A 23,876-nucleotide genomic window follows, 5' to 3' on the forward strand; every position below is an offset into this window, starting at 1 on the left:
CAAGTAGCCGCTGTCACTAGCGCTGGATCAGCGGTTGAACTTTGTTATCAATAGCCTCGCGGGCCCGGAAAATCCGTGAACGTACAGTTCCTACCGGACAGTCCATAATCTCAGCAATCTCTTCGTAGCTCAGGCCATCAAGCTCCCGGAGAGTAATTGCCATCCGCAAGTCCTCAGGTAATGTTTCTATCGTTCTAAAGACAATTTGTTTCAATTCGTCTGACAACATTAAATTCTCAGGGTTCGAAATTTCTTTTAATGCCCCTGCACTTTCGAAATTTTCTGCATCTGCCGCATCCACATCACTGGATGGTGGCCGGCGTCCCTGAGCTACCAGGTAGTTTTTCGCTGTGTTGACAGCAATACGGTATAACCAGGTATAGAAAGCACTATCGCCACGGAATGACTCAAGGGCACGATAGGCTTTGATAAATGACTCCTGCACAACGTCCGGAACATCCCCTGACGGTACATAACGCGACACAAGGCTCGCCACTTTATGCTGGTATCGGATCACCAGTAAGTTAAATGACTTTTGATCTCCTTTCTGGACGCGCTCAACAAGAACCTGATCTGTTAACTGCTCGCTCATCCGAGGTAATATCCCCACAAAATATGTTCTACATCCAATAAACCACCAGCAACATCTCACAAAATCGGAGCAAGCGGTGACTTAGAGCAGATACTTTAAAGAAAGTTCATCATTCCCTGGGTTTTCCGGATAACAGAGCCAGCAAGCTGCATTATCATCTGTCATCCGGGCCTTGTGTTACTGATAAACTAAGTCCTTCACAGCCCATTATAAGTGAGCAAAGGTAATATTACTGGCAGGTTACCTGATCACACTCAGCTTTTCATCTCTAATTCAGAGCCCGGCCCGGTAAAACAAACCACACTGCGAACCGTTGGTCCGGCAGCACTTATTTTACCTGACGTTCATTGTCCGAAACACGGCAGAAAATGACCGGCCCCGCCGCCGGAAAGGCTCATTACACCATTCCCGGTGATGGCGGTATTAACCATAAGCGCTGACCCGCTATGCTGATGATGGCTGACTGCGGGCCGATAAATAAAAATCCCCTGTCAGTTGCCGGTAACCGGCAGAATACTCCGCTGAAGGATCACGGATAATCAATTGCTGCTCCGTACAGCCGCCGTTTTGTAAGGACAAAAAAGCCAGAATCCGGTGCGGTTGTCGGTCGGCGTATTCACAAATATGTACCCGGGTACGTAATCGCCAGCCTTCATGTTGCGCCAGTTTAATAAATGCCTGCCCTTCACTGGCCGGCAAAATGACACAAAATATGCCCTGTGGCGTAATATGCTGCTGTGCACTTTGCAGCAGCGCCAGGTGAGTCAGGGTGGTAGTGTAGCGGGCGGTCTGTCGTGTTGAAGAACGGCAACTGACACCGGGACTAAAAAATGGCGGGTTACTGACAATCACTGCGTAAGGTTGCGTTATCTGTGGTTCCCACGTCAGGATATCCGCATGATGCACGCAAATTGCTTCCGGCCACGGTGATTCGGCAATATTCTGTCTGGACTGAGTCACCGCCGATGGCTCAATCTCAACCGCATCGATTTGTGGCCTGATACCTTGCGCAGCAATACGTTGCGCCAGCATCAGGGAGATCAGGCCACTGCCACTGCCAATATCCAGAACCCGGCCATCATCAGGCAGCGGTGTACTGGCACCTAAAATAATACCGTCGGTACTGACTTTCATGCCACACTGATCATGGGCGACGAAAAATTGTCGGAAGGTAAAACCATTTTTTCTGAAACTGGGCGCAACCGGCATTTATCCTGTCCTGCATTATGTTGTGACACTGAATAAGACCGCTAAGTGTACCTCCCTGCCATAAATATTGCCGTGAAAATCATGGTCTGTGGCCGGCCTGAAGGGGATAAACATCATTTAGCGGTCATCAGAAAGCAGACAACAGATGAAGAATGCGCCCGAAGTGTCTATAATCAGCGCCCCAAACAGAGGTAGACCATGACTGTAACCACATTTTCCGAACTTGAACTTGATGAAAGCCTGCTTAATGCACTGCAGGATAAAAATTACACACGTCCCACTGCTATACAGGCAGAGGCAATTCCACCCGCACTGGATGGACGTGATGTCCTGGGTTCAGCACCGACAGGTACCGGAAAAACAGCGGCCTATTTACTGCCCGCATTACAACATCTGCTCGACTTTCCCCGTAAAAAGTCAGGTCCTCCGCGTATCCTGATCCTGATACCGACACGTGAACTGGCAATGCAGGTTGCTGAACAGGCCCGTGAACTGGCGAAATATACCCACCTGGATATTTCCACCATTACCGGCGGTGTGGCGTATATGAACCATGCTGAAGTATTCAGTACTAATCAGGACATTGTTGTCGCGACCACCGGCAGGCTGCTGCAATATATTAAAGAAGAGAACTTCGATTGCCGCGCAGTAGAAACACTGATCCTGGATGAAGCCGATCGCATGCTGGATATGGGCTTCGCCCAGGACATTGAAACCATCGCCGGGGAAACGCGCTGGCGTAAGCAGACATTATTGTTCTCGGCTACCCTGGAAGGGGAGCATATCGAAGATTTTGCTGAGCGGATACTGAATGAACCGGTTACCGTTGAATCCGATCCCAGCCGCCGTGAACGTAAAAAAATTCAGCAATGGTATTACCGTGCTGATGACCTGGAACATAAAACCAGACTACTGATCCACCTGCTGAAAAAACCAGAAGCCAGCCGGGCGATTGTGTTTGTGCGTAAGCGCGAGCGCCTGCACGAAGTGGCTGAGTGGTTGCGTCAGGCTGATATCCGTTGCAGCTATCTTGAAGGTGAGATGGTACAGGCTAAGCGTAATGAAGCCATCAAACGACTGACCGAAGGCCGGGTGAACGTGCTGGTCGCCACCGATGTTGCTGCACGTGGTATTGATATTGATGATGTCACTTTGGTGATTAACTTCGATCTGCCGCGCACTGCTGATATCTATCTGCACCGGATTGGCCGCACCGGCCGGGCCGGAAAGAAAGGTACCGCTTTGTCACTGGTTGAAGCTCATGATAACGAACTGCTGATTAAAATTGGTCGTTATCTGAATGAGCCGTTAAAAATCAGAACCATTGATGAACTGCGGCCAAAAACCCGTGCACCTTCAGCCACTGGTCCGAAAAAACCGTCAAAAAGACAGCTGGAAAAACGTAAAGAGAAAAAGAGAGCTGAGGCGGATAAACCGCGGGTAAAACAGCGTCACCGCGATACTAAAAATATCGGTAAGCGCCGCAAATCATCAGTCACCGCAGCCCCTCAGACGCCGGAACAGTCTCCGGATTAAAAATCCATCACCACCGTATAAAAGTCGCCCCTGCGGGGCGATTTTTATCACTGTAAACAGTCGTTTTTACCCTGTTACCCGAAGAAAAAATTCTGACAATCAAAAATCAGATAAATATTTTTATTTATAAAAAATATCAATACGTTATAAATAAAAACGGGGCACAAAGTGCCCCGCTAATACCGGATGATAAAATTACAGGCTTTCGGTAAAAGTACGGGTAATAACATCACGCTGTTGTTCCGGTGTCAGAGCATTAAAACGTACGGCATAGCCTGATACACGGATAGTCAGCTGCGGATATTTTTCCGGATGCTTAACAGCATCTTCAAGAGTTTCGCGGCGTAAAACATTTACATTCAAATGCTGGCCACCTTCAACACGTACCTGCGGTTTTACTTCTAAAGGAATTTCACGATACTCAATATCACCCAGCTCCTGTAAAGAGACCAGCTGATCAGCCTGATAATCACCTTTCGCACACAAACAACGTGCTTCGGCGTTTTCTTCATCAAGTAACCAGAAAGAGTTAAGCAGCGCTTTATTACTGGTTTTCGTGATTTGAATTCCGTTAATCATATTTTTCCTCCCGGGAAAGAAACGGTCATTTAAAAGAATCCGTCTGGATCAACAACATGCTCACTGTATAACAAATAACCAGACCTGCTTCCTTGACCTCAGTCAAAAAAAACCAGAGATCAAATATAACCTTATGATATAAAACGGTTTCTTATGTAAACTATACTCGCAATTTTTCAAATTAATTTTAAGGCTTTACCTGAAAGAGAAAATGGTTAAGCTGGCCGGGAATACTCAGGAGTAAAAAAATGACAACGACACTGACGTGGCATGATGTACTGGCAGCCGAAAAGCAACAGGATTACTTTATTCAGACTCTGAATAGCGTGGAAGAAAGACGCCGCCAGGGTGTCACCGTCTATCCGCCGCAAAAGGATGTATTTAATGCCTTCCGGTTAACCGAACTGCATCAGGTGAAAGTGGTTATTCTCGGTCAGGATCCTTATCACGGTGCGGGTCAGGCACATGGCCTCGCATTTTCTGTACTGCCGGGGGTAGCAACACCACCTTCATTACTGAATATGTACAAAGAACTGGAACAGGATATTGAAGGCTTTACGCGGCCAAACCATGGTTACCTGGCAAGCTGGGCAACTCAGGGGGTACTGCTGCTGAACACGGTTTTAACTGTCGAAGCAGGAAAAGCCCATTCTCATGCCCGACTGGGCTGGGAACAGTTTACAGATCAGGTTATTTCACTGATAAATCAGCATCGTGAGGGGGTTATATTTTTACTGTGGGGCGCCCATGCGCAGAAAAAAGGCCGTATTATTGATCGCCAGCGCCACCATGTATTGCAGGCACCACACCCGTCACCGTTATCAGCCCACCGCGGTTTTTTTGGCAGTAAACCGTTTTCTCAGGCGAATAGCTTACTGGAACAGTCAGGACGTACAGGCATTAACTGGATGCCGGAGTTACCCTGAATAAATGTCCTGCCCCTGACCCCGGGCAGGACAACGCCAGCTTAGCGGGCCATTTTCCGGCCCCGATAACCTGCCAGCAAAAGTATATTCATCGGTAACAGAGGATGATTATGCTTTCGCTTTAGACACAGCCACCATCGCAGGACGCAACAGGCGGCCATTCAGGGTATAACCGTTTTGCATCACCATCAGTACATGATTCGGGGCCACATCTTCAGACTCGACCATCGACATAGCCTGATGTACATCCGGGTTGAAAGGTACGTGAGTTTCCCCCACCACTTCCACACCGAATTTACGAACCGCATCTAACAACGATTTCAGGGTCAGCTCGATACCTTCAATCATTGACGCTAATTCAGGGTTACTTTTATCAGCGACCTGTAATGCGCGCTCCAGGCTGTCGATCACTGGCAACAGTTCGTTAGAAAATTTTTCCAGCGCAAATTTATGGGCTTTTTCGACATCCAGTTCGGTACGACGGCGAATATTTTCCACTTCAGCCTGCGCACGTAACTGGGCATCGCGTACTCCGGTACTTAACGTTGCCAGCTCCGCTTCCAGCTGAGCAATACGCTCATCACGGGGATCGGCTGTGCCTGCATTCTCTGCGGTGGCCTGTTGTTCTGCCGACTGCTCTTCTGAAAAGTGCTCGTTAGGGGTATTCTGTTCTTTGCTGCTCATGAAAATCTCCGCGTTTTCAATATTCGTATCGCCGGTGAGCTTATTATGGGGATCAAAATTACGGATTCAAGGGACTCTGTCATATTGACTGATGTTTTGGTTAGAGGAATTACCGCAAATGAACACTTTTTTTAAATGCATTGGAATTGTCGGCCATCCGCGACATCCGAATGCTCTCGCCACCCATGAAATGCTGTGCCACTGGCTGACCGGAGAAGGCTACCGGGTTATCGTGGAACAACAAATTGCGGCAGAACTGAAACTGCAGCAGGTCAACACCGGAACCCTGGCAGAGATTGGCCAGCTGGCCGACCTGGCAGTGGTTATTGGCGGGGATGGCAATATGCTGGGAGCTGCACGGGTGCTGTCCCGTTATGACATTAAAGTTATCGGCGTCAACCGCGGTAACCTTGGGTTTCTTACTGATCTTGACCCGGAAAACGCTCGCCAGCAATTAGCCGACGTACTGCAGGGGAATTTCTTTACCGAACAGCGTTTTCTGCTGGAAGCCAGAGTCTCCGCCCCCGGAGGAGATCCGCGCATAGCAACTGCCATTAATGAGATTGTGCTTCACCCGGGTAAAGTCGCCCATATGATTGAATTCGAAGTTTATATCGATAATAACTTTGCCTTCTCACAGCGTTCGGACGGACTGATTATCGCCACCCCCACCGGCTCAACGGCTTACTCTCTGTCGGCCGGTGGTCCCATCCTTACACCGGGACTGGAGGCCATCAGCGTGGTACCAATGTTCCCTCATACCCTGTCGGCCCGGCCACTGGTAATTAACAGCAGCAGCATTATTCATCTGCGGTTTTCAGCCATGCGCAGTGACCTGGAAATCAGTTGTGACAGCCAGATAGCCCTGCCCATCCAGGAGGGGGAAGAAGTACTGATCAAGCGCAGTCCGCAACACCTTGATTTAATCCACCCAAAAAACTATAACTATTTCAATACACTGAGCACAAAACTCGGGTGGTCAAAAAAATTATTTTAAAAATTGCGCAGCGTCTCTTTACTGTATAAAAAAGCTGATTATACTGTACAAAAAAACAGTCATGTTTTTACATACAGGTGAATACTATGCTGGCACAACTGACCATCAGTAATTTTGCAATTGTTCGTGAACTGGATATCGACTTCCAACAGGGAATGACCGCCATCACCGGCGAAACCGGTGCCGGTAAATCAATTGCGATTGATGCGCTCAGCCTGTGTCTGGGCACCAGAGCAGAAGCCGACATGGTCCGTCCGGGTGCTGCGCGGGCCGATATCTGCGCCCGTTTTCGCCTGCAGTCATCATCCTCAGCACGCCAGTGGCTGACGGAGAATCATCTCGACGACAATGACGAATGTCTGTTGCGCCGGGTCATCAACGCCGATGGCCGGTCTCGGGGGTTTATTAACGGCACTGCGGTGCCACTTTCACAGCTGAGAGAGCTCGGACAGCGACTGATTCAGATCCACGGGCAGCACGCCCATCAGCTGTTACTTAAGCCGGAACACCAGCGCCATTTACTGGATGCTTATACTGATCCGACACCGTTAGCCGTGCAAATGCGCCACAATTATCAGCAATGGCACTCGGCCTGCCGTGCACTTGCTGCACTTCAGCAGCAAACCCAGGAGCGTGAATCACGCCGTGAACTGTTACAGTACCAGCTAAAAGAACTGAACAGCTTTGCGCCGGCCGCCGGAGAATATGAAGGCGCAGACAATGAATACAAGCGTCTGGCAAACAGTGGTCAGCGTCTGACCGTCAGCCAGCAGGCTTCGCAGATAGTATCAGACAGCGATGATGTTACCCTGCAATCGCTGATGCACAGTTCCCGTCAGATGGTAAGCGAGCTAATTTCGATGGATGACAGTCTGCTTCCGGTATTGAATATGTTGGAAGACGCCGCCATTCTGATCAGTGAGGCCGGTGATGAATTACGTCATTATTGCGAGCGGATCGACCTTGACCCTAACCGGCTTCAGGAGCTGGAGCAACGTATATCGCGGCAGATTTCGCTGGCACGGAAGCACCATGTGTCTCCGGAAAACCTGCCGGATTTACATCAACAGTTACTGACAGAATATCAGCAGCTGGAATCTCATGATGAAGACCTGGAACTGCTCAGCCAGCAAGTCAGCCAGTATCATCAGGCAGCTCTGGACACTGCACGACAAATGCATCAGCAACGGTGCCACTTTGCAGCGGAACTGTCGGCAAAAATAACCGAGTCTGTTCACCAGTTATCGATGCAGCACGGTAAATTTGTTATTGATGTCAGCTTCCGTGAAGACCGCCTGACCCCCGAAGGGGCCGATTATGTTGAGTTCCGTGTCAGTACCAACCCCGGTCAGCCATTACAGCCCTTAGCAAAGGTCGCTTCCGGCGGAGAAATGTCTCGTATTTCCCTGGCTATTCAGGTAATTACCGCGAAAAAAATGGAAACTCCGGCCATGATATTCGATGAAGTTGATGTAGGGATCAGCGGCCCGACAGCCGCCATTGTCGGAAAAATGTTACGTCAGTTAGGGGAATCAACCCAGGTGATGTGTGTAACACACCTGCCGCAGGTCGCAGGTTGTGGTCATTCTCATTTCTTTATCAGTAAAATAACCGACGGAACAATGACCGAAACCCAGATGCGGTTACTGGATAAACCCGCAAGGCTGCATGAATTAGCCCGTTTGCTGGGGGGAAGTGAAGTCACACGTAATACCTTAGCGAATGCTAAAGAACTTTTAGCCGCCTGATTTGGCACTTTTTTCTTTATCGGAAGTCATATGCATACTCTGCAAAGGTTTCCATCTGGCGAAAGGTCTATTATTATCGATATCTTATCTCGCCGGACGAAACCTGTTACAGGCAGAATTCATCGTTGATGGCAAAAACCGCCTTGCACAGGCACAAGTGTCCGAAAAAGGAATGTATACATGCGCAGTAAAATACTGGCTGCTGCTGCAGTAGTAATGTTGATAACAACTGCAGGTTGCTCAACTCTTGAACGGGTTGTTTATCGTCCGGATATTAACCAGGGTAACTACCTGGTTGCGAGTGATGTCAGTAAGCTTCATACGGGCATGACACAGCAACAGGTTGCCTATACTCTCGGTACTCCGATGATGCGTGATCCTTTTGGCAGCAACGTCTGGTTCTATGTGTTCCGTCGCGAGCCAGGCCATGAGCCAGTCACCCAGCAAACCCTGACCCTGACGTTTGACAGTAACGGGACACTGACGAATATCGTCAACAAACCGGCACTGACAAAAAATTAATCCGAAACCCTTTCGGATTAATAAAAAAAGCGCAGTACCGACTGCGCTTTTTTGTCCCTGAACAGCATAGTAACCCGCCGATATTATTTCTTATTTGCATTGGCTGAGCGTTCAGCCCGCTGGCGGCGCAGCTCTTTAGGATCGGCCAGTAGCGGACGGTAAATTTCAACCCGATCTCCGGGCGATACAACGTCCTGTAATTTTACCGTGCGACTAAAGATACCGACTTTATTTTCTGCCAGATTAATGTCTTTACGTAATGTGGCCAGTCCGGAAGTTTCTATCGCCTGCTCTACCGTACTGCCCTCTGGCACAGTAACGGTACGCAGATACTGTTTTTCCGGTAACGCATAAACGACTTCAACCTGAATATCAGCCACGGTATACCTCTTTCGCCCGCAAACTAAAGGCCTGCACCATACTGTTTGCCAGCTCTTTAAACACCCGGCCAAACGCCATTTCTACCAGCATATTGGTAAATTCAAAGTCGAGGCTTAACTCAACTTTACAGGCATCATCACCCAGGGGCACAAACAACCAGCCACCGGTCAGTTTACGAAACGGGCCATCGACCAGCTGCATATGAATACGCTGATTATCGGTCAGTGTGTTGCGGGTGGTAAATGTTTTACTGATCCCGGCTTTAGAAACATCCACCGAAGCAGTCATTTGATCTGCTGAGCTGTCGAGGATCCGGCTACCAGTGCAACCCGGCAAAAACTGCGGATACGCATCAACATCATTAACAAGCCGGTACATCTTTTCAGCGCTGTACGGAACCAGCGCTGAACGACTAATCTGAGCCATAACACTTCCTGCTTAGTAAAAAACATACCGATCATACCAGTTTCAGAAGTTAAACAAAAATGTCTTCATGCTACCGGCGTGCTAGAATGTGCTTCTTATTACCCCCGTCACGGGGGATGGTTTCTGCGCATAAGTGGTGTAAAATAAGCGATATTATGACTAAGAAAAAAGCTCACAAACCCGGTTCTGCAACCATTGCCCTGAACAAACGTGCCCGCCACGAATACTTTATCGAAGAGGAATTCGAGGCCGGACTCTCATTACAAGGATGGGAAGTCAAATCACTGCGTGCAGGCAAAGCCAACATCAGTGAAAGCTATATTTTGCTGCGTGACGGTGAAGCCTTTCTGTTTGGTGCCACCTTCCAGCCATTACTCGGTGCATCCACCCATGTGGTCTGTGATCCTACCCGTAACCGTAAGCTGCTGCTAAAGCAACGCGAACTGGATTCCATTTTCGGTCGTGTAAACCGCGAAGGTTACACTATTGTTGCTCTTTCCCTGTACTGGAAAAATGCCTGGTGCAAACTGAAAATTGGTGTTGCTAAAGGTAAGAAAGAACATGACAAGCGTGATGACATCAGAGAACGTGAGTGGAAAATAGACAAAGCACGTATTATGAAAAAAGGAAATCGCTAAACTACTGGTGTAGCTTATGCTTTTCCTGATATAGTAACCGACAGTACTTGGGGCTGATTCTGGATTCGACGGGATTTGCGAAGCCCTAGGAGCATGCCGAGGGGCGGTTGGCCTCGTAAAAAGCCGCAAAAAAATAGTCGCAAACGACGAAAACTACGCTTTAGCAGCTTAATAACCTGCTGAGAGCCCTCTCTCCCTAGCCTCCGCTCTTAGGACGGGGATCAAGAGAGGTCAAACCCAAAAGAGATCGTGTGGATACCCTGCCTGGGGTTGAAGCATTAAACTTAATCAGGCTAGTTTGTCAGTAGCGTGTCCATCCGCAGCTGGCAGGCGAATGTAAAGACTGGACTAAGCATGTAGTGCCGACGGTGTAGTAATTTCGGACGCGGGTTCAACTCCCGCCAGCTCCACCATTTTTGATAGGACCACAACCGGACAATAGCAGTGAAAACAGCTATTTAAGGACACTGACCAGACAGAGCGTGGACCTAACAGAGAAAAACAAATGCACGTGAAATGCACGCGCAGTTGGATCCAACCAGAAAGCCTCTGATTAACTTCAGAGGCTTTTCTGTTTGTGTCTAATTGAAACAATTAATCTCGCTTAGCTGAACCATGCCAAGATGCTCATACTGGCCTAAAGTTTTCCTGCAAAGATCCGTTAACTTAAACGAACCTGTGAATTTGCAGTACCTTGCCACTGAGTCAGACCTCTGTTGTGATTGGCCCGCCCCCTGGCGGGCTTTTTTTGATCTCATTCACTTGAAATCAGCCCATCACTGATCAAAAATTGAACAACAATAAGATAGAGCTCATAGGCAACCTCCTTGCCCGCACCAATTTTGCTGGGGGTGCGGGCCTTTCTGGAAACCCTGTGAACCTGCTTATTGTTGTTGAAGCTCAGTCCAGTCTGTCTTACCTCATTCGCACGGGTACTTACTGATTGATAGGGTGCCCGTGCGCTTTTTATCTTATCCCGTAGCCTGCTCAGACAGGAACGGCTGAGTCATTGCCCGGTCGCCGGGCTTTTTTCGTTTCTGTATTATAAGATCGATTCCTTGATCATCCCTTCGCCCAATGACAAAATCCGGTATCATTTCCTTTAGGTGTCGTCATGGCTAAATTATTTGCCCGCTACATAACGATTGGAGTTCTGAATACACTTATTCATTGGGTCGTGTTTGCCATATGCATCAAGAACGATCAGAGTCAGTCGATCTCCAACTTCACAGCCTTTTGTGTTGCAGTCACCTTTTCCTTCTTCGCAAACGCCCGATGGACATTTAGCTCTGAGGCGACCACATTCAGATACATGATGTACGTGTTTTTCATGGGCGCTGTTGCAACCCTCATCGGGGCATCGGCGGACCGGATGCATATGAATCCCGTAATTACGCTCGTCGTCTTCTCCGCAGTGAGCCTTGTATGCGGATTCCTTTATTCTAAATATATTATTTTTAGAGAGAAAAAATGAAAATATCGCTAGTCGTTCCAGTATTTAATGAAGAAGATGCGATAAGGCATTTTTATAGCGACGTTAGATATAAAGATTGCTTGAAACCATATGAAATCGAAATTGTTTTCGTAGATGATGGAAGCACTGACTTCACGGCGCAGTTGATGAAGGATATGCAGGAGGGTGACCCATTAGTTCGGAACGTATTCTTTACCCGAAACTTTGGCAAAGAAGCGGCGCTGTTTGCTGGCATCGAGTGTGCCACCGGTGACGCGATTATCCCTATTGATGTTGATTTGCAGGACCCGCTGGAAGTGATACCTCAGTTGATTGAGCGCTGGCAGGCAGGCGCAGATATGGTGCTGGCCAAGCGTACTGATAGAAGCACTGACGGCCACATGAAGCGCAAGACTGCAGAGTGGTTCTACCGACTACATAACAAAATCAGCTCACCGAAAATTGAAGAAAACGTTGGAGACTTCAGGCTGATGTCACGCGACGTGGTTGAGAGTATCAAGCTTCTACCTGAACGAAATCTATTCATGAAGGGAATTCTGTCATGGGTTGGTGGCAAAACTGAAATCGTTGAATATACCCGCGGGAAACGTGTTGCCGGTACCACAAAGTTCAATGGCTGGAAACTGTGGAATCTGGCATTAGAGGGCATCACATCTTTCTCTACCTTCCCACTTCGCATGTGGACATACATTGGGTTCTTTGTTGCCGGATTATCTTTCCTTTATGGAGTATGGATGATAATCGACAAAATATTCTGGGGGAATCCCGTGGCCGGTTATCCGTCAATACTGGTATCAATTTTGTTTCTTGGCGGGGTGCAGTTAATTGGTATTGGTGTTCTGGGAGAATACATAGGAAGGATCTACATCGAGACTAAAAATAGACCAAGATATATTGCTAAGAACAGCGAAAGGAACCTCAAGTGATCTCGCAAAAAGTTAATAACCAGTTAAAAACAAAGTACATTTTGTTATTAATCCTATTATCAACTGTCATTCTCATTACAAGAAGACCGGACGTTTTTACCCACCCGCAGCTTTGGGCGGAGGATGGTGCCGTTTTTTTGTATCAGGTATGGAATGGCGACATATTGAGTTCATTATTAACGCCTAGGGATGGCTATTTTCAAACCCTGCCAAAGTTAACAATGGCTTTCGCCTCGATGTTCGATTTAAAATATGTTTCATTAATTTCAGTAGTTATCGCGACTTTAATAAGGTTGGCTTTTATAACTTTCATCTTATCATCGAGATTTAATAGTTTTGATATAAGGCTAAGAATATTATTCATTCTTTACTACCTCCTGCAACCAAACGTGCAGGAAGGTTACATTAATATAACAAACACACATACATACCTTGCTATCTATCTGCTTGCCATAATTATCTCTGAAGAGCCTAAAAGTAGACTGTGGAAGGCGCATGACCTAATAGTGCTTGCTGTATCTGGTGTCAGTGGCCCATTCATAGCTCTTCTTGCACCATCCCTGGCTTTAAAGAGGTTGTATCAACGAGGTGGACTTTTTGTAGCTTTTAAAAAAATAAACGGATTCGATTTATTGTTTTCATTGTGCTTTATAATTCAAGTTTCCTCGGTTGTATTTGGCAGTTTTACCAGAACACAAACCTCACTTGGTGCTAACCTTCTACTCTTCTTTGATATCATTTCATACAAGATAATCTTTGGAAGCTTCATAGATCTTAAGTATGTTGATTGGGTTTTTGATAAAGAATTTATTAATGCAGTATTGACATGCATTTTGCTCATTGCTGTGATTTATGTTTTCATTAAAACCAAATGGAAATCTAAAGCAGTAATTCTTTACATTGCATTAAGCTTATTCGTATCGCTATATAAACCTGTAATAAGCCATTCAGGTAATCAATGGCCGCTATTTTTTAGCCATATAGTAGGCTCACGATACTTTATCGTTACAGGAATGGGAGCATTTTGCCTTGTCTTATATTATCTGACTTACGTTATTAAACACAAACCAATAATTTTATACGTAGCCTTTATTGTTATCTTGGTATGCCTTTGTTTTTCATACCGAATGCCAAGGCTAGATAATGTAGGGTACAGTGAAGATATCAATGCTTACAATAAGGCTAGTATTGGCGAACATGTTAGGATAAGAATAAACCCACCCGGATGGGAAATGAATCTTTTGAAGAAATAATTACAAGCCCACTAAATGTGGGCTTTTTATTATGCGTCAGGACCCTTTGGAAGAGCATCTTTACCAGACGCCTCAGCAATGTAAGCCCTCAACGCTTTGCGGTAAGTAGTCCAGTCAGCTTTTGACTTTGCCACCCCCGCCTCCGTGTGCTCACTGCTATAGTCCTCATCCTCAATGCGCTGGTTGAGGGCGGTGATCTGGGCTGATGCGCGGGCATATTCTGACTGCGCGGTGTTCAGGTTCTTCTGTGCCTGTTCTTCCGGGGTGATCACAATTACAGGAGCGGTAAATACCCAGTTGCCTGTTTCATCCTTTTTCGCCATATAACCCGGCCCGACCTGCATGCCGTCGACTATCTTGCATTGTTCGTATTCACTAAAAATCTCGCCTTCACCGTCCCACACGACTGTATTCATGACGAGACCATCTTTAATTAAAGCGTAACCAGACATTATGCGTACTCCCAAACGAGAATCATGCCATTACCACCGAACCCACCGGCAAAGGGTGTGGCGGGTGCAGAACTGCTGATTGCACCTGTCCCTCCGGAGCCAATCCCACCTTGCTTCCCTGCCCCAGACGAAGCATACGGTGGCAGTGGTGCTGATGAGAAAAAGGATCTTCCACCTTCCCCTCCGATTAAATTACCGCTGACGGTGGTAATACCCCTGCCACCATTCGCGCCCCGGGAATTAAATAATCCGCCACTACCAATGCCACCTTCTCCACCTTTAACCTGTCGAACGCTGCCGTCAGCGAACTGCACATCGGCATTCTCACCACCTAATCCACCAGTCGCAGTAACCGTACCGAAAGTACTGACCCCGCCTGGCGCGCCCTGATCACCACCTAAACCTACCGTTAAGGCCTGTGAAGCTGGTGCGGGTTTGATGATGGCTTTAGCATATCCTCCTGCGCCACCACCACTCCCCACAGCCATAAAACCATTTGAGGTGGCTCTTGCATAGCCGCCACCGCCGCCGCCTGCCTGAACCTCAACAACGACTGATTTGGTTCCGGGAGTCGGGGTGTAGATACCGGAAGCAGTAAAGACCTGCACATTCAGCAACCGGCCAGGCGTTAATGACGTCATGCCCGCCTTAAGACTGGCCAGAATAGCTGCAGGCGTACCGTTGTCGAGAACGTCAACCGATGCCGAATCCGAAATAAACTGTGCCAGGACGTAGGCCATTACTGAAGACTGTCTGAGCGCCTTATTAATCTGTGCCGAACTGGCTTTGCCTGCCTGAAAACCGGTCAGCAGCGCCGCCAGTGCCTCATAATCAGCCTGGCTGGTAACGTTGGCGTTATTGCCGATTGCGAAAGGTTTAAAATTATTCGTTGCCATTTACTACCTCGTCCCATGAACCCTGGTCAAAACCAGCTAAATATTGTGTGTCTGAATCAAATGCAAAAAGACGTGATCCGTCTGATGGCATCACCATTTCTTTAACGCGAACTCCGGCTGCTTTTACCGTTAGGTAACCCTGTTTAATTGCTTCAATCAGCTCCAGCGATACGTTGGCAAACTCTATTTCAGGCAGGATAAGGATACTTATGCTCATGTCCTGATTATCGACCACCTGCATTGATACGCCGGAACCGGATAACGCATTGTCGAGAATGTCGGGTAATGTGCCGTTTTGTCCGTTCCAGTTATTGATAGCGATTTTCGCCTTGAGGATGATCCGGTACGTCTCGTCTGAAAGACTGGTAAATCCAGTGTCCGGGTCATACGGGCCCTGCCAAACGCCCTGATCAAACCCGAGGCTGTCCGTATCGAGGGAGAAATAAACCCCTGATATAACCTGACTCACTACACGAGTACGCCCTACCCATTCCCCGATAATGTCTAGTTGCTTTCCAACCGCCGTATCAACGTCGAACGCGGTTATCAGGCTCTTAACTGAAGTATTGATATCAATCAGTGGGCGAGTTGAGAGATCTACATGCTGGACAAACAGGGGCTTACTGGCGTGATAGTTCGTTATCTTCTCTGTATAGACGCTCATGAAGTCACCGTCAGAGTAATGTCATCAACGCTGCATGATGCTGATTCGTTATATGCGATGGTCACATTTCCCGCGGCAACACTGCTATCCCGACCGACTTCAAGGCTCATGACATCGAAGTATGTGCCATTGGAGCTATCAGTACCCACAGTCAGGTTTGCTGCAGAGTACAGTCTCCCCAGATAGAGGCTGTTGCCTATACCTAGGTCATTGATGTAATCGGCAATGGCCTGTTTGATCTGGGTTCCGATAACGGTGTTGTAGCCGGTAAACGCCAAGAGTGTCACTGTCACAGCGATCGGGACGTCGGTTGAGCGTGAAAGATTGATGATGTGCGGGTTACCGTACTTATCATAGGTAGTGACTGACGTACTGCCATAGGTGGTCACCCCCTGCCCCTTAGTGCTACGGATAGCCTCAGCCAGATCGTCCACGTCCCCGCCATCTACAATGGCAGCAACTGAATGTGCTGGCAGCCCATTATCATCAGTGGTTTCCGTGTCATTCTCATACAGCTTGTGACGCGTCACCCCATCGACACTACCAATGGCCCCGTCGAGAGCATCAAATGGCGTCAGGCTCGGCAGGGCTACACTTTGTGTCTGGCGGGATCGTAATTCAGCATCTGTTTCTGCCGCACTTCCGACCGTGGCCTCTGCGGCATTGGTCACAGATACCCAGCCCAGAGTTGGCGTATTGATTTTCGTGATGCTGCCGGCCACTGCCGATACCGCGCCAGACTGTGCACACGTCGCGGTGACTGTAACGGTGCCCGTAGTTAGAATGGTTGTGGTGGTTGGAAGGTTCCAGATCACCCCATTGGCATCTTTAACGCTGCCGTTGCTGATGACGGTCCCGCCGGTACCAGTAATCGTCAGATCTGCCGTTGAATTAACGGCTGCCTGCCGGGATATGCCGTTAATCTTCACGTTCCGGCTAAGCGCGTCAGATTGCGCCGTTGACGGGCTAAACGAGTTGTAGCACTGGATAGCGGTGTTGTTCGCATCATTGATAGCCAGCGCCATCAGCGCGATCATCTGCCCATCTTTACTGTCCGGATCGAGATATGCGTCAGTGCCGTAAATCTGCTGGAAGTAGCCGGTCAGCGTGGACAGTATCGTCTGGTATGCAGGCGCACTTATCCCCTCAGCATCTATCGTTGCCGATAGGCCGAGTGTGTCTAAATCTAAGGCCATTACGCCTCCGAGGTTACTGTGGTTGTTCCGTAGATGGTTTCGACTGTTGCCGTGAATATGACCCGGCGCGTGGAGGTATTAACGGTGGTGCTGAATGAGGTGATTGAGTTAACGCCAGTGGTTTCGAGTATCCGCTGACGGATAGCCATGTTGTAGATGTCCTGCTTCTGTTTATCCAGCACAGACTGAATCCACGGTGTCCCTTCTGTAGTATCGAGGAACCATTGTCCTCGCCATAGTAGGAATCGGGTTTTGATGGCCTGCGCCACCGCCTCCGGAGAGTTGATCAGCCAAGTGTTATCGCCTAGGCCGAAGGAATAGTCACCATCATCTGTTTCTCTGCGATACCTCATTCAGGAACTCCTGTGGTTGACCCGCCAGACTCAACGCCGCTGTGCTTGTGCGACTCGAGACTGATGTCCCCAGCCTTAACATCGTCAGTCGAGGTTATGCTGCCATTAACCTGCAAGTTGCCATTCAACGTGATTTTCGGCGAAGTGATATTCACATTTCCCGACTTGGTGAGCTCAATGAATTGGCTTCCTCTATCGGTTCGGATCTGAACACTGTCGGTAGAAACAGACGATAGCGCTCTCGGGCATGAAGTCGGCCCGGGTATGACAAATGCATCAGACAGGTCATGCATACGGTCATCTACCGGATGTTGAACGCCACCACTCTGCCACCAAAAATCGATACACCGGTCAGCAAAAATGATCAGGCATTCATCACCTTCAGCGATGGGAAATGTCATGGCTACACCACCGCCATGGGGGAACACCACTGGGCAGTCTTGGAGCAACGGCAGAGACTCTTGGGAAATTGTGCCGGTACTGGATGACTTGGCGCCGGTTATCGCTGGCTGCACGGTGGCTGTGCACTTCTCGGCATCGAATGACTGGATTATCCCAGGCAGTGCCACGCGGATACTGCCAGCCGTTCTTTTCCGTAAGGCCTCATCTACTTGCTCACTGCTGCCGGTTTGCGAACTAAGCTTTACTGGCATATTTACTCCATAAAAAAACCCGCCGTAGCGGGTTGCACTCGAATAATAAAACTTATGAGGCTAATGATTGTTCCTTATGAGAATAAGCTCCATCATTGATTTCTAACGTACGGTAATATTGTAGAGCTGCTGGATTTGCCACATAGTCGACAACTCCATGATTATCCTCTACACATTTAATTATTTTGTCGATATCAGTTTTGAAAAATTCTTTTCTTAAATTAACTTTGTTTATTCGATCATTGCTAAGAACGCTATGAAGTTTTGCCTCTAAAGCTGGAGCATCATCGCAACTGATCATTGCATGAACATCAAATTCAAATGGAACACTTGCACCACTTAATTCTGAGATTCTCATCAATGGCTCTAGGCGGCGGGTCATGCCAATTTTAAATACATTCTCACCGAATGATCCGATATTAGAAATCACATATACATGCCCCTGTTTGGTCATCTGTGCCATAGACTTTGCTCGCTCATATTGTTTGTGAACGTCTTCAATCTCTTGCTCCAGCTTGCGGCGTGTCTCTTCAAGTTCTTGGCGATGATCTTCATCTGCAGCTAGTAAAGCCTCCTCTACAGCTTTACGGCGAGCCTCCAGTTCCTGCTCCTTAGCTTCAGCCTCTTGCTGCTGTTTTTCAAGCTCTTCAGTACGTTGTCTTTCTTCCCGCATCTGTCGCTTGATTTCATTCTGAGCCTCTCGCTCATCCTGAGCTTCTTGAAGAGCTAACACTTTACTTCGGAATTCATCTTCAACTGTATTCCAATCTGAATTATCAATAAGCTCAAAGAAATCATATTTTGCAATTAATGACTTGTAAATATCACGTTCTTTTCTTATGTCTTCAAGCTTCTTCTCGAAATTTCTTAATGATAAAGCTGAGAGAAGTGTCTTTCTTTTAAATCTATAAGAATCATCAAGCACTCTCTGAATTTCAATCTGTGCATTTTTGTGTTGATCCTTAAATATTTTCTCGAAATCAAATGCAAAGTCTACTGCTTTATCCAAAACAACCTTACTTCTAGACCTGTAATAAGATATTGTTTTATCTAAATCGGCCATCCTTTCTGTATGTTCGTTATTTCTTATTGTATCTTTAATTTTATACTGCTGAATTACCTTGTCTTTTTCAGATATTGTTTCTTCGAGATTTTTACTGTGATTAGACTTAAGGTCTGAGTAATTTTCAGTATGAATCTTGTTCATTATTTTGTAGGTGATTACACTTGCTATAAGAACTCCAACAAAGAAAACAATCACCAAGTAATCAAATGTATCTAAATCTGCCATTCCTAAACTCCACCAGTCATGATTCAATTCTGGTGGAATATATCACCACATTTAAAATAAAACCTATTTAAATTAAATGTATCATCATTTTACAAACTAACAGCTATTACACTTTGAAGAAGAAATAATCAAAGTTAATAAGCACCCGCCAATTACTTAACTCTCTCACAGTCATACGTCCAATACTGCCGAGGGGCATCCATGTTGGTGCGAATGACTTCGACATTGAGGATGGCTTTGCCGTCACGCTTGATGTAGTCCATGCCTAGCCAGTGCCCTATCTGTTGATCGGGAAGCATCCATTGGTATTTGATATTGCGATAGTCACCATCGGCTTTGAGAAAGGTTATCTTCTGGGACTGTGGCCTCATGTGATTTATGTGAGCAAATCCATCATCACTTGATGATATAAGGAATGGACCACATGTCATCAGTGGCTTTTCCGCCGCACAAGCCATAGTGGAGATGACCAATAATCCTGTAAATAATATTTTTTTCAACTTGGGATGACCCCTTTACCAAGGGTCGACTGTGATACCAAATCCTGTCCACCCTTCGCCAGACAAAGCAGATCCATGTACCAGTTCTGCCCCCGTGTATCACCAGTATAATCAATGCTACCCACGAAGTAATCGCCATCGGTATTTATTGCGGCCGGTTGCGCGCCGGTCAGGCCGTTGACGTAAAGGTTATCACCAGACTGGCTTTCACTGAGTTTGCTAGATGAACCCTGAGTGCTGGCGATCTGCTCATCACTCAACTGTGTACGGTAGACGGATGACTGGTCGAGGCGTATCAGGCCACCCAGCTTGATATTCGGGTTAATCAGGCAGCGGACGTTTACACCGGCACCCATTGTCTGGCGCGGTCGTCCAATCAAGCCAGTGTCAGCATTCAGGATAACGATGCTATCCAGCGGAGCCGACTCTTTGACGATATGAACCTTGTTATCCTCGTACCACCAGTGGGCGTCACATTGTCTGGCCACATCATTGATAATGTCCGAGGAGTTGCCGACAAGAACCTTTGCCCGGGGGAATACCGTTGCTGGCATGTCTGCCACTTCCCCTGCATTTATGCCATATGGCTCAAAGGTCCCCATGGTGGTGTTGAATACGTCATTAAACGTCCATCCGGCGGCAATCGTGGTCCGTACACCGGCGTACATGTGGCCCTGCCAGCTATCGAGGCACTGTAGTAGCACCCATGAGTCTGTGGCGTTATCTTTTCCAGCAATAGAAAAGCGAATGTCTCCATTGAAGATCATGCCCACATTCCGGTCCGGATAATTTCCAGATGCATCCGGCGTTCCGTCGTACCCAGCAAATACGCGAATGCGGGTGAACTCGGTCGAAAGTAGGCGGCTCTGGGTAGTGTTAGACAGGTTATAGATTTTAAAGTTACCCACGAACCCGTTAAATATGGTGGCGGGCTGTTTCTGGATCTGAAACTCAACCTTCAAATCGATCAGGCTCAGGCCATCGCCTTTATCATCGATAACCTGAATCTCGAAGTGGCGCATCCAGTTTTTAGACATTGTTACTCCGTGACAATATAGAGGTTGCTGGTAACGCCCAGGGTGGTGTCTGTCGGATCATCATCACCAGTGCTGTTTATCACATACAGGGAAAATCCTAGGCTGAGATGTGCGTATTGGCCTAGTAGGTCCACGCCGGTCACTAGCGGAATACCGTTGATAATCGCATCGCCGGATGAGTCCATCATATCCAGCGTCCAGAATTCCCCGCGCCATAGTAGTCGGAACTTGTAGGTAACGCCGCTAATGGATGAATCGAACTCCTGATTCTCCGTAGTCAGGGGTAACCGGCTTACTGAGCTTGTCATTTGCAACTCCGATGTTAACCAGCAAGCGTTGCCAGAATGGATTTATTGGCGGTGACCGGCGTTTTTACACCAGTAGACTGCACGGCGCTGGTATTGACCCCTTCGGTCATGTTCTCTTTTTTCGCTAAGGTAATACTCAGCGATTGAGTCAGAATCACCTCTCGCAAGGTCACGGTGATCATCAGCACGTTTTCAGATGTCTTATCCGTGGTGACGTCCAGCGAGCGGATCAGAATATTGCTGTACATTCGCTTTCCGGTAATGACATCGAGAGGTTCACGGGAACGCTGTAGGGCCAACAGTTGCGCGTAAATTTCCTTGGGGCTGGTGCCAATGGATAACCCTATGGATGACGTATCAACCAGATCGGTAAGACTGCCACCACCCGAGAACCCAACTTCCATCACCAATTCAGACGGTCGCCTGTAGGCATGGTCGGCAATAAAGCCCGCCCCGCCTGAGGTAACATCGGTATCGGTAGTTGGTCGCTCTACAGGGTGTTCAGTTATCTCGAGTGCGTCAGAGTGGCGCTCCGAAATGACGACATCAGGGATGATGGTGCCAATTTTTCGCGTTCTCTGGTTGAGTAATACAGAGAGGAAGTCCATTAGCTATTACTCCTGCTCAATTGCTGAGTTGCTCGGGAGTTCACCTGCTCCTGCCGGTCCGCGATCACCCTTCCTGCCTCTCTCGGATTATGGACGTCATGGATATGGATGACCGTTTCCTGATTCAGCGTGGCACCCGCAACTTGTCGAGCGACCGGACTATTCCACTGGCTGTAACCTTCCTGACGGGCCATAGACTGCATAAGGCTGGACATGGTGTCGGGATTGCTCAGGTTAAGCGCAGCATCTGGGCTGACATGCATCCACTTGGCGACATGGGCAATGTAACCTGCCGTATCGTTTTCATTTGGCGGCGCCCACGTGCTCACAATGTCGTTAATCGTCTGAAGATGACGACCAGTGGTTTTACCCGTGAAGTAACGCATTAACTGGTCATGCATTGCTGTCCAGCCACTTGCGGCGTCACTAAATGAGCGAAAGCCGCTAGAGCTCGTCAGATTGCCAGGATTGTTATTTCGGTCTGGCCGGTTTCCAGTGAGATACTGACCAACGCTGCGCGGATCAAAGCCAGTTTTGTTTTTAATCCAGTCAGCAACAGCATTGGCGCTTGATGACACACCGGGGGTCGCATCAGTGGTCGTCTCGCTGCGCTGATCCAGTAATGCTTTACCTGCCGCATAGGCATCTTTCCAGCGACCATCCTTGATAGCATTAAGCATCTCAGCGATGTAATTCAACATCTTCCCGAAGTCGCCGAGGTTCTTTGTGAGATTTGAAAAATCCCACTCACCTGTCCACTTCTTCGGGTCGATGCCAAACAGCTTCAGGAGGCTGCTCTCGAGGCTCTGGACGCCCTTAATCGCGCTATCGATGTCAGGCTTCCATTTCGCCCAATCAACGAGCGACTTGCCGCCCTCCTTCCAGGTCTGGTAGTCCTCAAATAGGAGTGCAATCGCTGAGCCAAGGGCGATAATTCGGCCAATCGGTGACATCATGAATGCGCTGTTAAGCACCTTCCATGCAATAGCCAGCGCGCCAATCACCTCAATCACTCTGCGAGTGCCAGCCTCGAGGCTTCCCCACCATGACAATACAGAGCCCGCGCTCTCTATTAGGCGGAACACAATGCGCGTCAGCACATTAGCCAGCCAGAGCATCCCATTCGCGCCCGAGGTGATAGCCCCTTCGATCTTCGGGAAGTTATTCACCACCTGATGGCGCAGGTTATCAATCGAACCCGCCAGACCGCCTGCCAGCGTAGAACCGATTTTGTCCCGCGCCATGCCGGCCATTAGGCCAAAAGACCTCAGGCTGGTCATAAACACATTTGACTGGCGGGCTGCGATATCGGCGTTGTAACCAATGGCTTTAGCCATCTGGGTATATTGCCCAGAGAACTGACCAAGCCCGCGGCGCATTGCCATCAGCGTGTTTTCATCAATCCCCAGCATCTGGGCGAACTGATTAGCCCTGTAGTAGGGCATCTGGCTCAATCGTTGGCCTACGCCGGTGAAGATCGCCGACATATCCATCATGTGGCCATGCGCATCGCGGGTCTGTACGCCCAGCCGATTCAGGAAGCCTTCGCCGCCGGGGTTGTTACGCATGAACCGGGCAAGTGATTCCAGTGAACCCCTTGCACCTTCTACGCTTCCACCGACCTGTGAGGCTGCATACCCAATGGCCTGAATACCTGCCACCGTTGAGCCGGTGCGCTGTGACGCCCAATAAAGCTTGTCCAGCCCTGCTGCAATATTCGCAGTAAACGCCACGACAGACAGCGCTGATGCCTCCACAGCCGCTGCCATCTTCACAGTCTTCAGCGTGACACTTACCAGTGTCTGCTCAAACTTCTGCTGTCCAGACTGGTCTACCTGAAAGCCCAGAGAGACCAGGAAGTCCTTAATTGTTTCAGCGTTCATTCGCCTGCTCCCATCGTCTTATTCGGGCCTCGTTATCTGCCTTGAGGTCAAGCCAATCATTCATCAGGGCGATGTCAAAAAGGCTCAGTGAGCCGTCTTTCAGCGCCCCATAATGACAAAGCCCCGAATCAACGGGGCGCATCA

The 23,876-nt window shown here is 48.3% G+C and carries 28 protein-coding genes and 1 other RNA gene; 10 read left to right on the forward strand and 19 right to left on the reverse strand.

Annotated features, from left to right (window positions below):
- Positions 1-16 precede the first annotated feature (16 nt).
- Positions 17-592: an RNA polymerase sigma factor RpoE gene (gene rpoE, locus JK211_RS07760; RefSeq protein ID WP_212708106.1), complete on the reverse strand. Its 576-nt coding sequence runs from the start codon at positions 590-592 to the stop codon at positions 17-19.
- Positions 593-1,036: 444 nt separating this feature from the next.
- Positions 1,037-1,801 (reverse strand): tRNA1(Val) (adenine(37)-N6)-methyltransferase, encoded by a 765-nt coding sequence (locus JK211_RS07765; RefSeq protein WP_212708107.1) that lies wholly within the window; start codon positions 1,799-1,801, stop codon positions 1,037-1,039.
- Positions 1,802-1,999: 198 nt separating this feature from the next.
- Between JK211_RS07765 and srmB the strand changes: the two genes are divergently transcribed.
- Positions 2,000-3,337: an ATP-dependent RNA helicase SrmB gene (srmB, locus tag JK211_RS07770; RefSeq protein ID WP_212708108.1), complete on the forward strand. Its 1,338-nt coding sequence runs from the start codon at positions 2,000-2,002 to the stop codon at positions 3,335-3,337.
- 195 nt (positions 3,338-3,532) lie between these two features.
- Here srmB and grcA read toward each other — a convergent pair whose 3' ends face one another.
- Positions 3,533-3,916 carry an autonomous glycyl radical cofactor GrcA gene (grcA, locus tag JK211_RS07775; protein ID WP_212708109.1) on the reverse strand — a complete coding sequence of 128 codons (384 nt, stop codon included), beginning with the start codon at positions 3,914-3,916 and terminating at the stop codon, positions 3,533-3,535.
- A gap of 248 nt (positions 3,917-4,164) precedes the next feature.
- Between grcA and ung the strand changes: the two genes are divergently transcribed.
- Positions 4,165-4,842 (forward strand): uracil-DNA glycosylase, encoded by a 678-nt coding sequence (gene ung / locus JK211_RS07780; RefSeq protein ID WP_212708110.1) that lies wholly within the window; start codon positions 4,165-4,167, stop codon positions 4,840-4,842.
- A 108-nt stretch (positions 4,843-4,950) separates the two neighbouring features.
- On the opposite strand, the gene grpE is transcribed toward ung, so the two are convergent.
- Entirely contained in the window at positions 4,951-5,526 is a 576-nt protein-coding gene (grpE, locus tag JK211_RS07785) for a nucleotide exchange factor GrpE (protein ID WP_212708111.1), read from the reverse strand.
- A gap of 118 nt (positions 5,527-5,644) precedes the next feature.
- Here grpE and nadK point away from each other — a divergent pair, with 118 nt between their 5' ends.
- The 3 genes from nadK to bamE all read left to right on the forward strand — a co-directional run bounded on the left by nadK (position 5,645) and on the right by bamE (position 8,793).
- Positions 5,645-6,523, forward strand: coding sequence for an NAD(+) kinase (nadK, locus tag JK211_RS07790; protein ID WP_212708112.1), 879 nt, complete (start codon positions 5,645-5,647; stop codon positions 6,521-6,523).
- An 86-nt stretch (positions 6,524-6,609) separates the two neighbouring features.
- A complete protein-coding gene (gene recN, locus JK211_RS07795) occupies positions 6,610-8,271 on the forward strand; it encodes a DNA repair protein RecN (protein ID WP_212708113.1) in 1,662 nt (553 codons plus the stop codon).
- 180 nt (positions 8,272-8,451) lie between these two features.
- Positions 8,452-8,793 (forward strand): outer membrane protein assembly factor BamE, encoded by a 342-nt coding sequence (gene bamE, locus JK211_RS07800; protein WP_212708114.1) that lies wholly within the window; start codon positions 8,452-8,454, stop codon positions 8,791-8,793.
- 83 nt (positions 8,794-8,876) lie between these two features.
- On the opposite strand, the gene JK211_RS07805 is transcribed toward bamE, so the two are convergent.
- Positions 8,877-9,173: an RnfH family protein gene (locus JK211_RS07805; RefSeq protein ID WP_212708115.1), complete on the reverse strand. Its 297-nt coding sequence runs from the start codon at positions 9,171-9,173 to the stop codon at positions 8,877-8,879.
- Positions 9,166-9,600: a type II toxin-antitoxin system RatA family toxin gene (locus JK211_RS07810; RefSeq protein ID WP_212708116.1), complete on the reverse strand. Its 435-nt coding sequence runs from the start codon at positions 9,598-9,600 to the stop codon at positions 9,166-9,168. Before JK211_RS07810 ends, JK211_RS07805 begins: the two co-directional genes overlap by 8 nt.
- A gap of 155 nt (positions 9,601-9,755) precedes the next feature.
- Here JK211_RS07810 and smpB point away from each other — a divergent pair, with 155 nt between their 5' ends.
- The 5 genes from smpB to JK211_RS07835 all read left to right on the forward strand — a co-directional run bounded on the left by smpB (position 9,756) and on the right by JK211_RS07835 (position 13,891).
- Positions 9,756-10,238 (forward strand): SsrA-binding protein SmpB, encoded by a 483-nt coding sequence (gene smpB, locus JK211_RS07815; RefSeq protein WP_212708117.1) that lies wholly within the window; start codon positions 9,756-9,758, stop codon positions 10,236-10,238.
- A 49-nt stretch (positions 10,239-10,287) separates the two neighbouring features.
- Positions 10,288-10,651: a transfer-messenger RNA gene (gene ssrA, locus JK211_RS07820) on the forward strand.
- Between the two features lie 701 nt (positions 10,652-11,352).
- Positions 11,353-11,712, forward strand: coding sequence for a GtrA family protein (locus JK211_RS07825; RefSeq protein ID WP_212708118.1), 360 nt, complete (start codon positions 11,353-11,355; stop codon positions 11,710-11,712).
- Complete coding sequence (locus JK211_RS07830) at positions 11,709-12,638, forward strand: glycosyltransferase family 2 protein (RefSeq protein WP_212708119.1); 930 nt, start codon at positions 11,709-11,711, stop codon at positions 12,636-12,638. The genes JK211_RS07825 and JK211_RS07830 overlap by 4 nt, the downstream gene beginning before the upstream one ends.
- Positions 12,635-13,891, forward strand: coding sequence for a glucosyl transferase (locus JK211_RS07835; RefSeq protein WP_212708120.1), 1,257 nt, complete (start codon positions 12,635-12,637; stop codon positions 13,889-13,891). Before JK211_RS07830 ends, JK211_RS07835 begins: the two co-directional genes overlap by 4 nt.
- Before the next feature lie 29 nt (positions 13,892-13,920).
- On the opposite strand, the gene JK211_RS07840 is transcribed toward JK211_RS07835, so the two are convergent.
- The 13 genes from JK211_RS07840 to JK211_RS16890 form a co-directional block, all read right to left on the reverse strand.
- Positions 13,921-14,343, reverse strand: coding sequence for a hypothetical protein (locus tag JK211_RS07840; RefSeq protein ID WP_212708121.1), 423 nt, complete (start codon positions 14,341-14,343; stop codon positions 13,921-13,923).
- Positions 14,343-15,239, reverse strand: coding sequence for a hypothetical protein (locus JK211_RS07845; protein WP_212708122.1), 897 nt, complete (start codon positions 15,237-15,239; stop codon positions 14,343-14,345). The genes JK211_RS07840 and JK211_RS07845 overlap by 1 nt, the downstream gene beginning before the upstream one ends.
- Positions 15,226-15,903 (reverse strand): DUF2612 domain-containing protein, encoded by a 678-nt coding sequence (locus tag JK211_RS07850; protein WP_212708123.1) that lies wholly within the window; start codon positions 15,901-15,903, stop codon positions 15,226-15,228. The genes JK211_RS07845 and JK211_RS07850 overlap by 14 nt, the downstream gene beginning before the upstream one ends.
- Positions 15,900-17,099, reverse strand: coding sequence for a baseplate J/gp47 family protein (locus JK211_RS07855; RefSeq protein WP_212708124.1), 1,200 nt, complete (start codon positions 17,097-17,099; stop codon positions 15,900-15,902). Before JK211_RS07855 ends, JK211_RS07850 begins: the two co-directional genes overlap by 4 nt.
- Positions 17,099-17,452, reverse strand: coding sequence for a hypothetical protein (locus tag JK211_RS07860; protein WP_212708125.1), 354 nt, complete (start codon positions 17,450-17,452; stop codon positions 17,099-17,101). Before JK211_RS07860 ends, JK211_RS07855 begins: the two co-directional genes overlap by 1 nt.
- Positions 17,449-18,105, reverse strand: a complete 657-nt coding sequence (locus JK211_RS07865; protein ID WP_212708126.1) for a Gp138 family membrane-puncturing spike protein — start codon at positions 18,103-18,105, stop codon at positions 17,449-17,451. Before JK211_RS07865 ends, JK211_RS07860 begins: the two co-directional genes overlap by 4 nt.
- 52 nt (positions 18,106-18,157) lie before the next feature.
- A complete protein-coding gene (locus JK211_RS07870; RefSeq protein ID WP_212708127.1) occupies positions 18,158-19,396 on the reverse strand; it encodes a GIY-YIG nuclease family protein in 1,239 nt (412 codons plus the stop codon).
- 152 nt (positions 19,397-19,548) lie between these two features.
- The gene (locus JK211_RS07875) at positions 19,549-19,854 is read right to left on the reverse strand and encodes a hypothetical protein (RefSeq protein WP_249213771.1); all 306 of its coding nucleotides are present in this window, start codon (positions 19,852-19,854) and stop codon (positions 19,549-19,551) included.
- Positions 19,855-19,892: 38 nt separating this feature from the next.
- Positions 19,893-20,933 carry a hypothetical protein gene (locus JK211_RS07880; RefSeq protein WP_212708128.1) on the reverse strand — a complete coding sequence of 347 codons (1,041 nt, stop codon included), beginning with the start codon at positions 20,931-20,933 and terminating at the stop codon, positions 19,893-19,895.
- 2 nt (positions 20,934-20,935) lie between these two features.
- On the reverse strand, positions 20,936-21,241 hold the full coding sequence (locus tag JK211_RS07885; RefSeq protein ID WP_212708129.1) for a hypothetical protein: 306 nt from the start codon (positions 21,239-21,241) through the stop codon (positions 20,936-20,938).
- A 14-nt stretch (positions 21,242-21,255) separates the two neighbouring features.
- Complete coding sequence (locus JK211_RS07890) at positions 21,256-21,849, reverse strand: phage baseplate protein (RefSeq protein WP_212708130.1); 594 nt, start codon at positions 21,847-21,849, stop codon at positions 21,256-21,258.
- On the reverse strand, positions 21,849-23,732 hold the full coding sequence (locus JK211_RS07895; RefSeq protein ID WP_212708131.1) for a hypothetical protein: 1,884 nt from the start codon (positions 23,730-23,732) through the stop codon (positions 21,849-21,851). The genes JK211_RS07890 and JK211_RS07895 overlap by 1 nt, the downstream gene beginning before the upstream one ends.
- Positions 23,722-23,874, reverse strand: a complete 153-nt coding sequence (locus JK211_RS16890) for an NTP pyrophosphohydrolase (RefSeq protein ID WP_249213768.1) — start codon at positions 23,872-23,874, stop codon at positions 23,722-23,724. Before JK211_RS16890 ends, JK211_RS07895 begins: the two co-directional genes overlap by 11 nt.
- Positions 23,875-23,876: the final 2 nt, after the last annotated feature.

Source organism: Tatumella sp. JGM130, assembly GCF_018257525.1.
GTDB classification, from domain to species: domain Bacteria; phylum Pseudomonadota; class Gammaproteobacteria; order Enterobacterales; family Enterobacteriaceae; genus Tatumella; species Tatumella punctata.

Bases quoted from the DNA above. Each gene is read 5' to 3' on its own strand.
- rpoE (WP_212708106.1), bottom strand. From the start codon at position 592: ATGAGCGAGCAGTTAACAGATCAGGTTCTTGTTGAGCGCGTCCAGAAA.
- JK211_RS07765 (WP_212708107.1), bottom strand. From the start codon at position 1,801: ATGCCGGTTGCGCCCAGTTTCAGAAAAAATGGTTTTACCTTCCGACAA.
- srmB (WP_212708108.1), top strand. From the start codon at position 2,000: ATGACTGTAACCACATTTTCCGAACTTGAACTTGATGAAAGCCTGCTT.
- grcA (WP_212708109.1), bottom strand. From the start codon at position 3,916: ATGATTAACGGAATTCAAATCACGAAAACCAGTAATAAAGCGCTGCTT.
- ung (WP_212708110.1), top strand. From the start codon at position 4,165: ATGACAACGACACTGACGTGGCATGATGTACTGGCAGCCGAAAAGCAA.
- grpE (WP_212708111.1), bottom strand. From the start codon at position 5,526: ATGAGCAGCAAAGAACAGAATACCCCTAACGAGCACTTTTCAGAAGAG.
- nadK (WP_212708112.1), top strand. From the start codon at position 5,645: ATGAACACTTTTTTTAAATGCATTGGAATTGTCGGCCATCCGCGACAT.
- recN (WP_212708113.1), top strand. From the start codon at position 6,610: ATGCTGGCACAACTGACCATCAGTAATTTTGCAATTGTTCGTGAACTG.
- bamE (WP_212708114.1), top strand. From the start codon at position 8,452: ATGCGCAGTAAAATACTGGCTGCTGCTGCAGTAGTAATGTTGATAACA.
- JK211_RS07810 (WP_212708116.1), bottom strand. From the start codon at position 9,600: ATGGCTCAGATTAGTCGTTCAGCGCTGGTTCCGTACAGCGCTGAAAAG.
- smpB (WP_212708117.1), top strand. From the start codon at position 9,756: ATGACTAAGAAAAAAGCTCACAAACCCGGTTCTGCAACCATTGCCCTG.
- JK211_RS07825 (WP_212708118.1), top strand. From the start codon at position 11,353: ATGGCTAAATTATTTGCCCGCTACATAACGATTGGAGTTCTGAATACA.
- JK211_RS07830 (WP_212708119.1), top strand. From the start codon at position 11,709: ATGAAAATATCGCTAGTCGTTCCAGTATTTAATGAAGAAGATGCGATA.
- JK211_RS07840 (WP_212708121.1), bottom strand. From the start codon at position 14,343: ATGTCTGGTTACGCTTTAATTAAAGATGGTCTCGTCATGAATACAGTC.
- JK211_RS07845 (WP_212708122.1), bottom strand. From the start codon at position 15,239: ATGGCAACGAATAATTTTAAACCTTTCGCAATCGGCAATAACGCCAAC.
- JK211_RS07850 (WP_212708123.1), bottom strand. From the start codon at position 15,903: ATGAGCGTCTATACAGAGAAGATAACGAACTATCACGCCAGTAAGCCC.
- JK211_RS07855 (WP_212708124.1), bottom strand. From the start codon at position 17,099: ATGGCCTTAGATTTAGACACACTCGGCCTATCGGCAACGATAGATGCT.
- JK211_RS07860 (WP_212708125.1), bottom strand. From the start codon at position 17,452: ATGAGGTATCGCAGAGAAACAGATGATGGTGACTATTCCTTCGGCCTA.
- JK211_RS07865 (WP_212708126.1), bottom strand. From the start codon at position 18,105: ATGCCAGTAAAGCTTAGTTCGCAAACCGGCAGCAGTGAGCAAGTAGAT.
- JK211_RS07870 (WP_212708127.1), bottom strand. From the start codon at position 19,396: ATGGCAGATTTAGATACATTTGATTACTTGGTGATTGTTTTCTTTGTT.
- JK211_RS07875 (WP_249213771.1), bottom strand. From the start codon at position 19,854: ATGGCTTGTGCGGCGGAAAAGCCACTGATGACATGTGGTCCATTCCTT.
- JK211_RS07880 (WP_212708128.1), bottom strand. From the start codon at position 20,933: ATGTCTAAAAACTGGATGCGCCACTTCGAGATTCAGGTTATCGATGAT.
- JK211_RS07885 (WP_212708129.1), bottom strand. From the start codon at position 21,241: ATGACAAGCTCAGTAAGCCGGTTACCCCTGACTACGGAGAATCAGGAG.
- JK211_RS07890 (WP_212708130.1), bottom strand. From the start codon at position 21,849: ATGGACTTCCTCTCTGTATTACTCAACCAGAGAACGCGAAAAATTGGC.
- JK211_RS07895 (WP_212708131.1), bottom strand. From the start codon at position 23,732: ATGAACGCTGAAACAATTAAGGACTTCCTGGTCTCTCTGGGCTTTCAG.
- JK211_RS16890 (WP_249213768.1), bottom strand. From the start codon at position 23,874: ATGCGCCCCGTTGATTCGGGGCTTTGTCATTATGGGGCGCTGAAAGAC.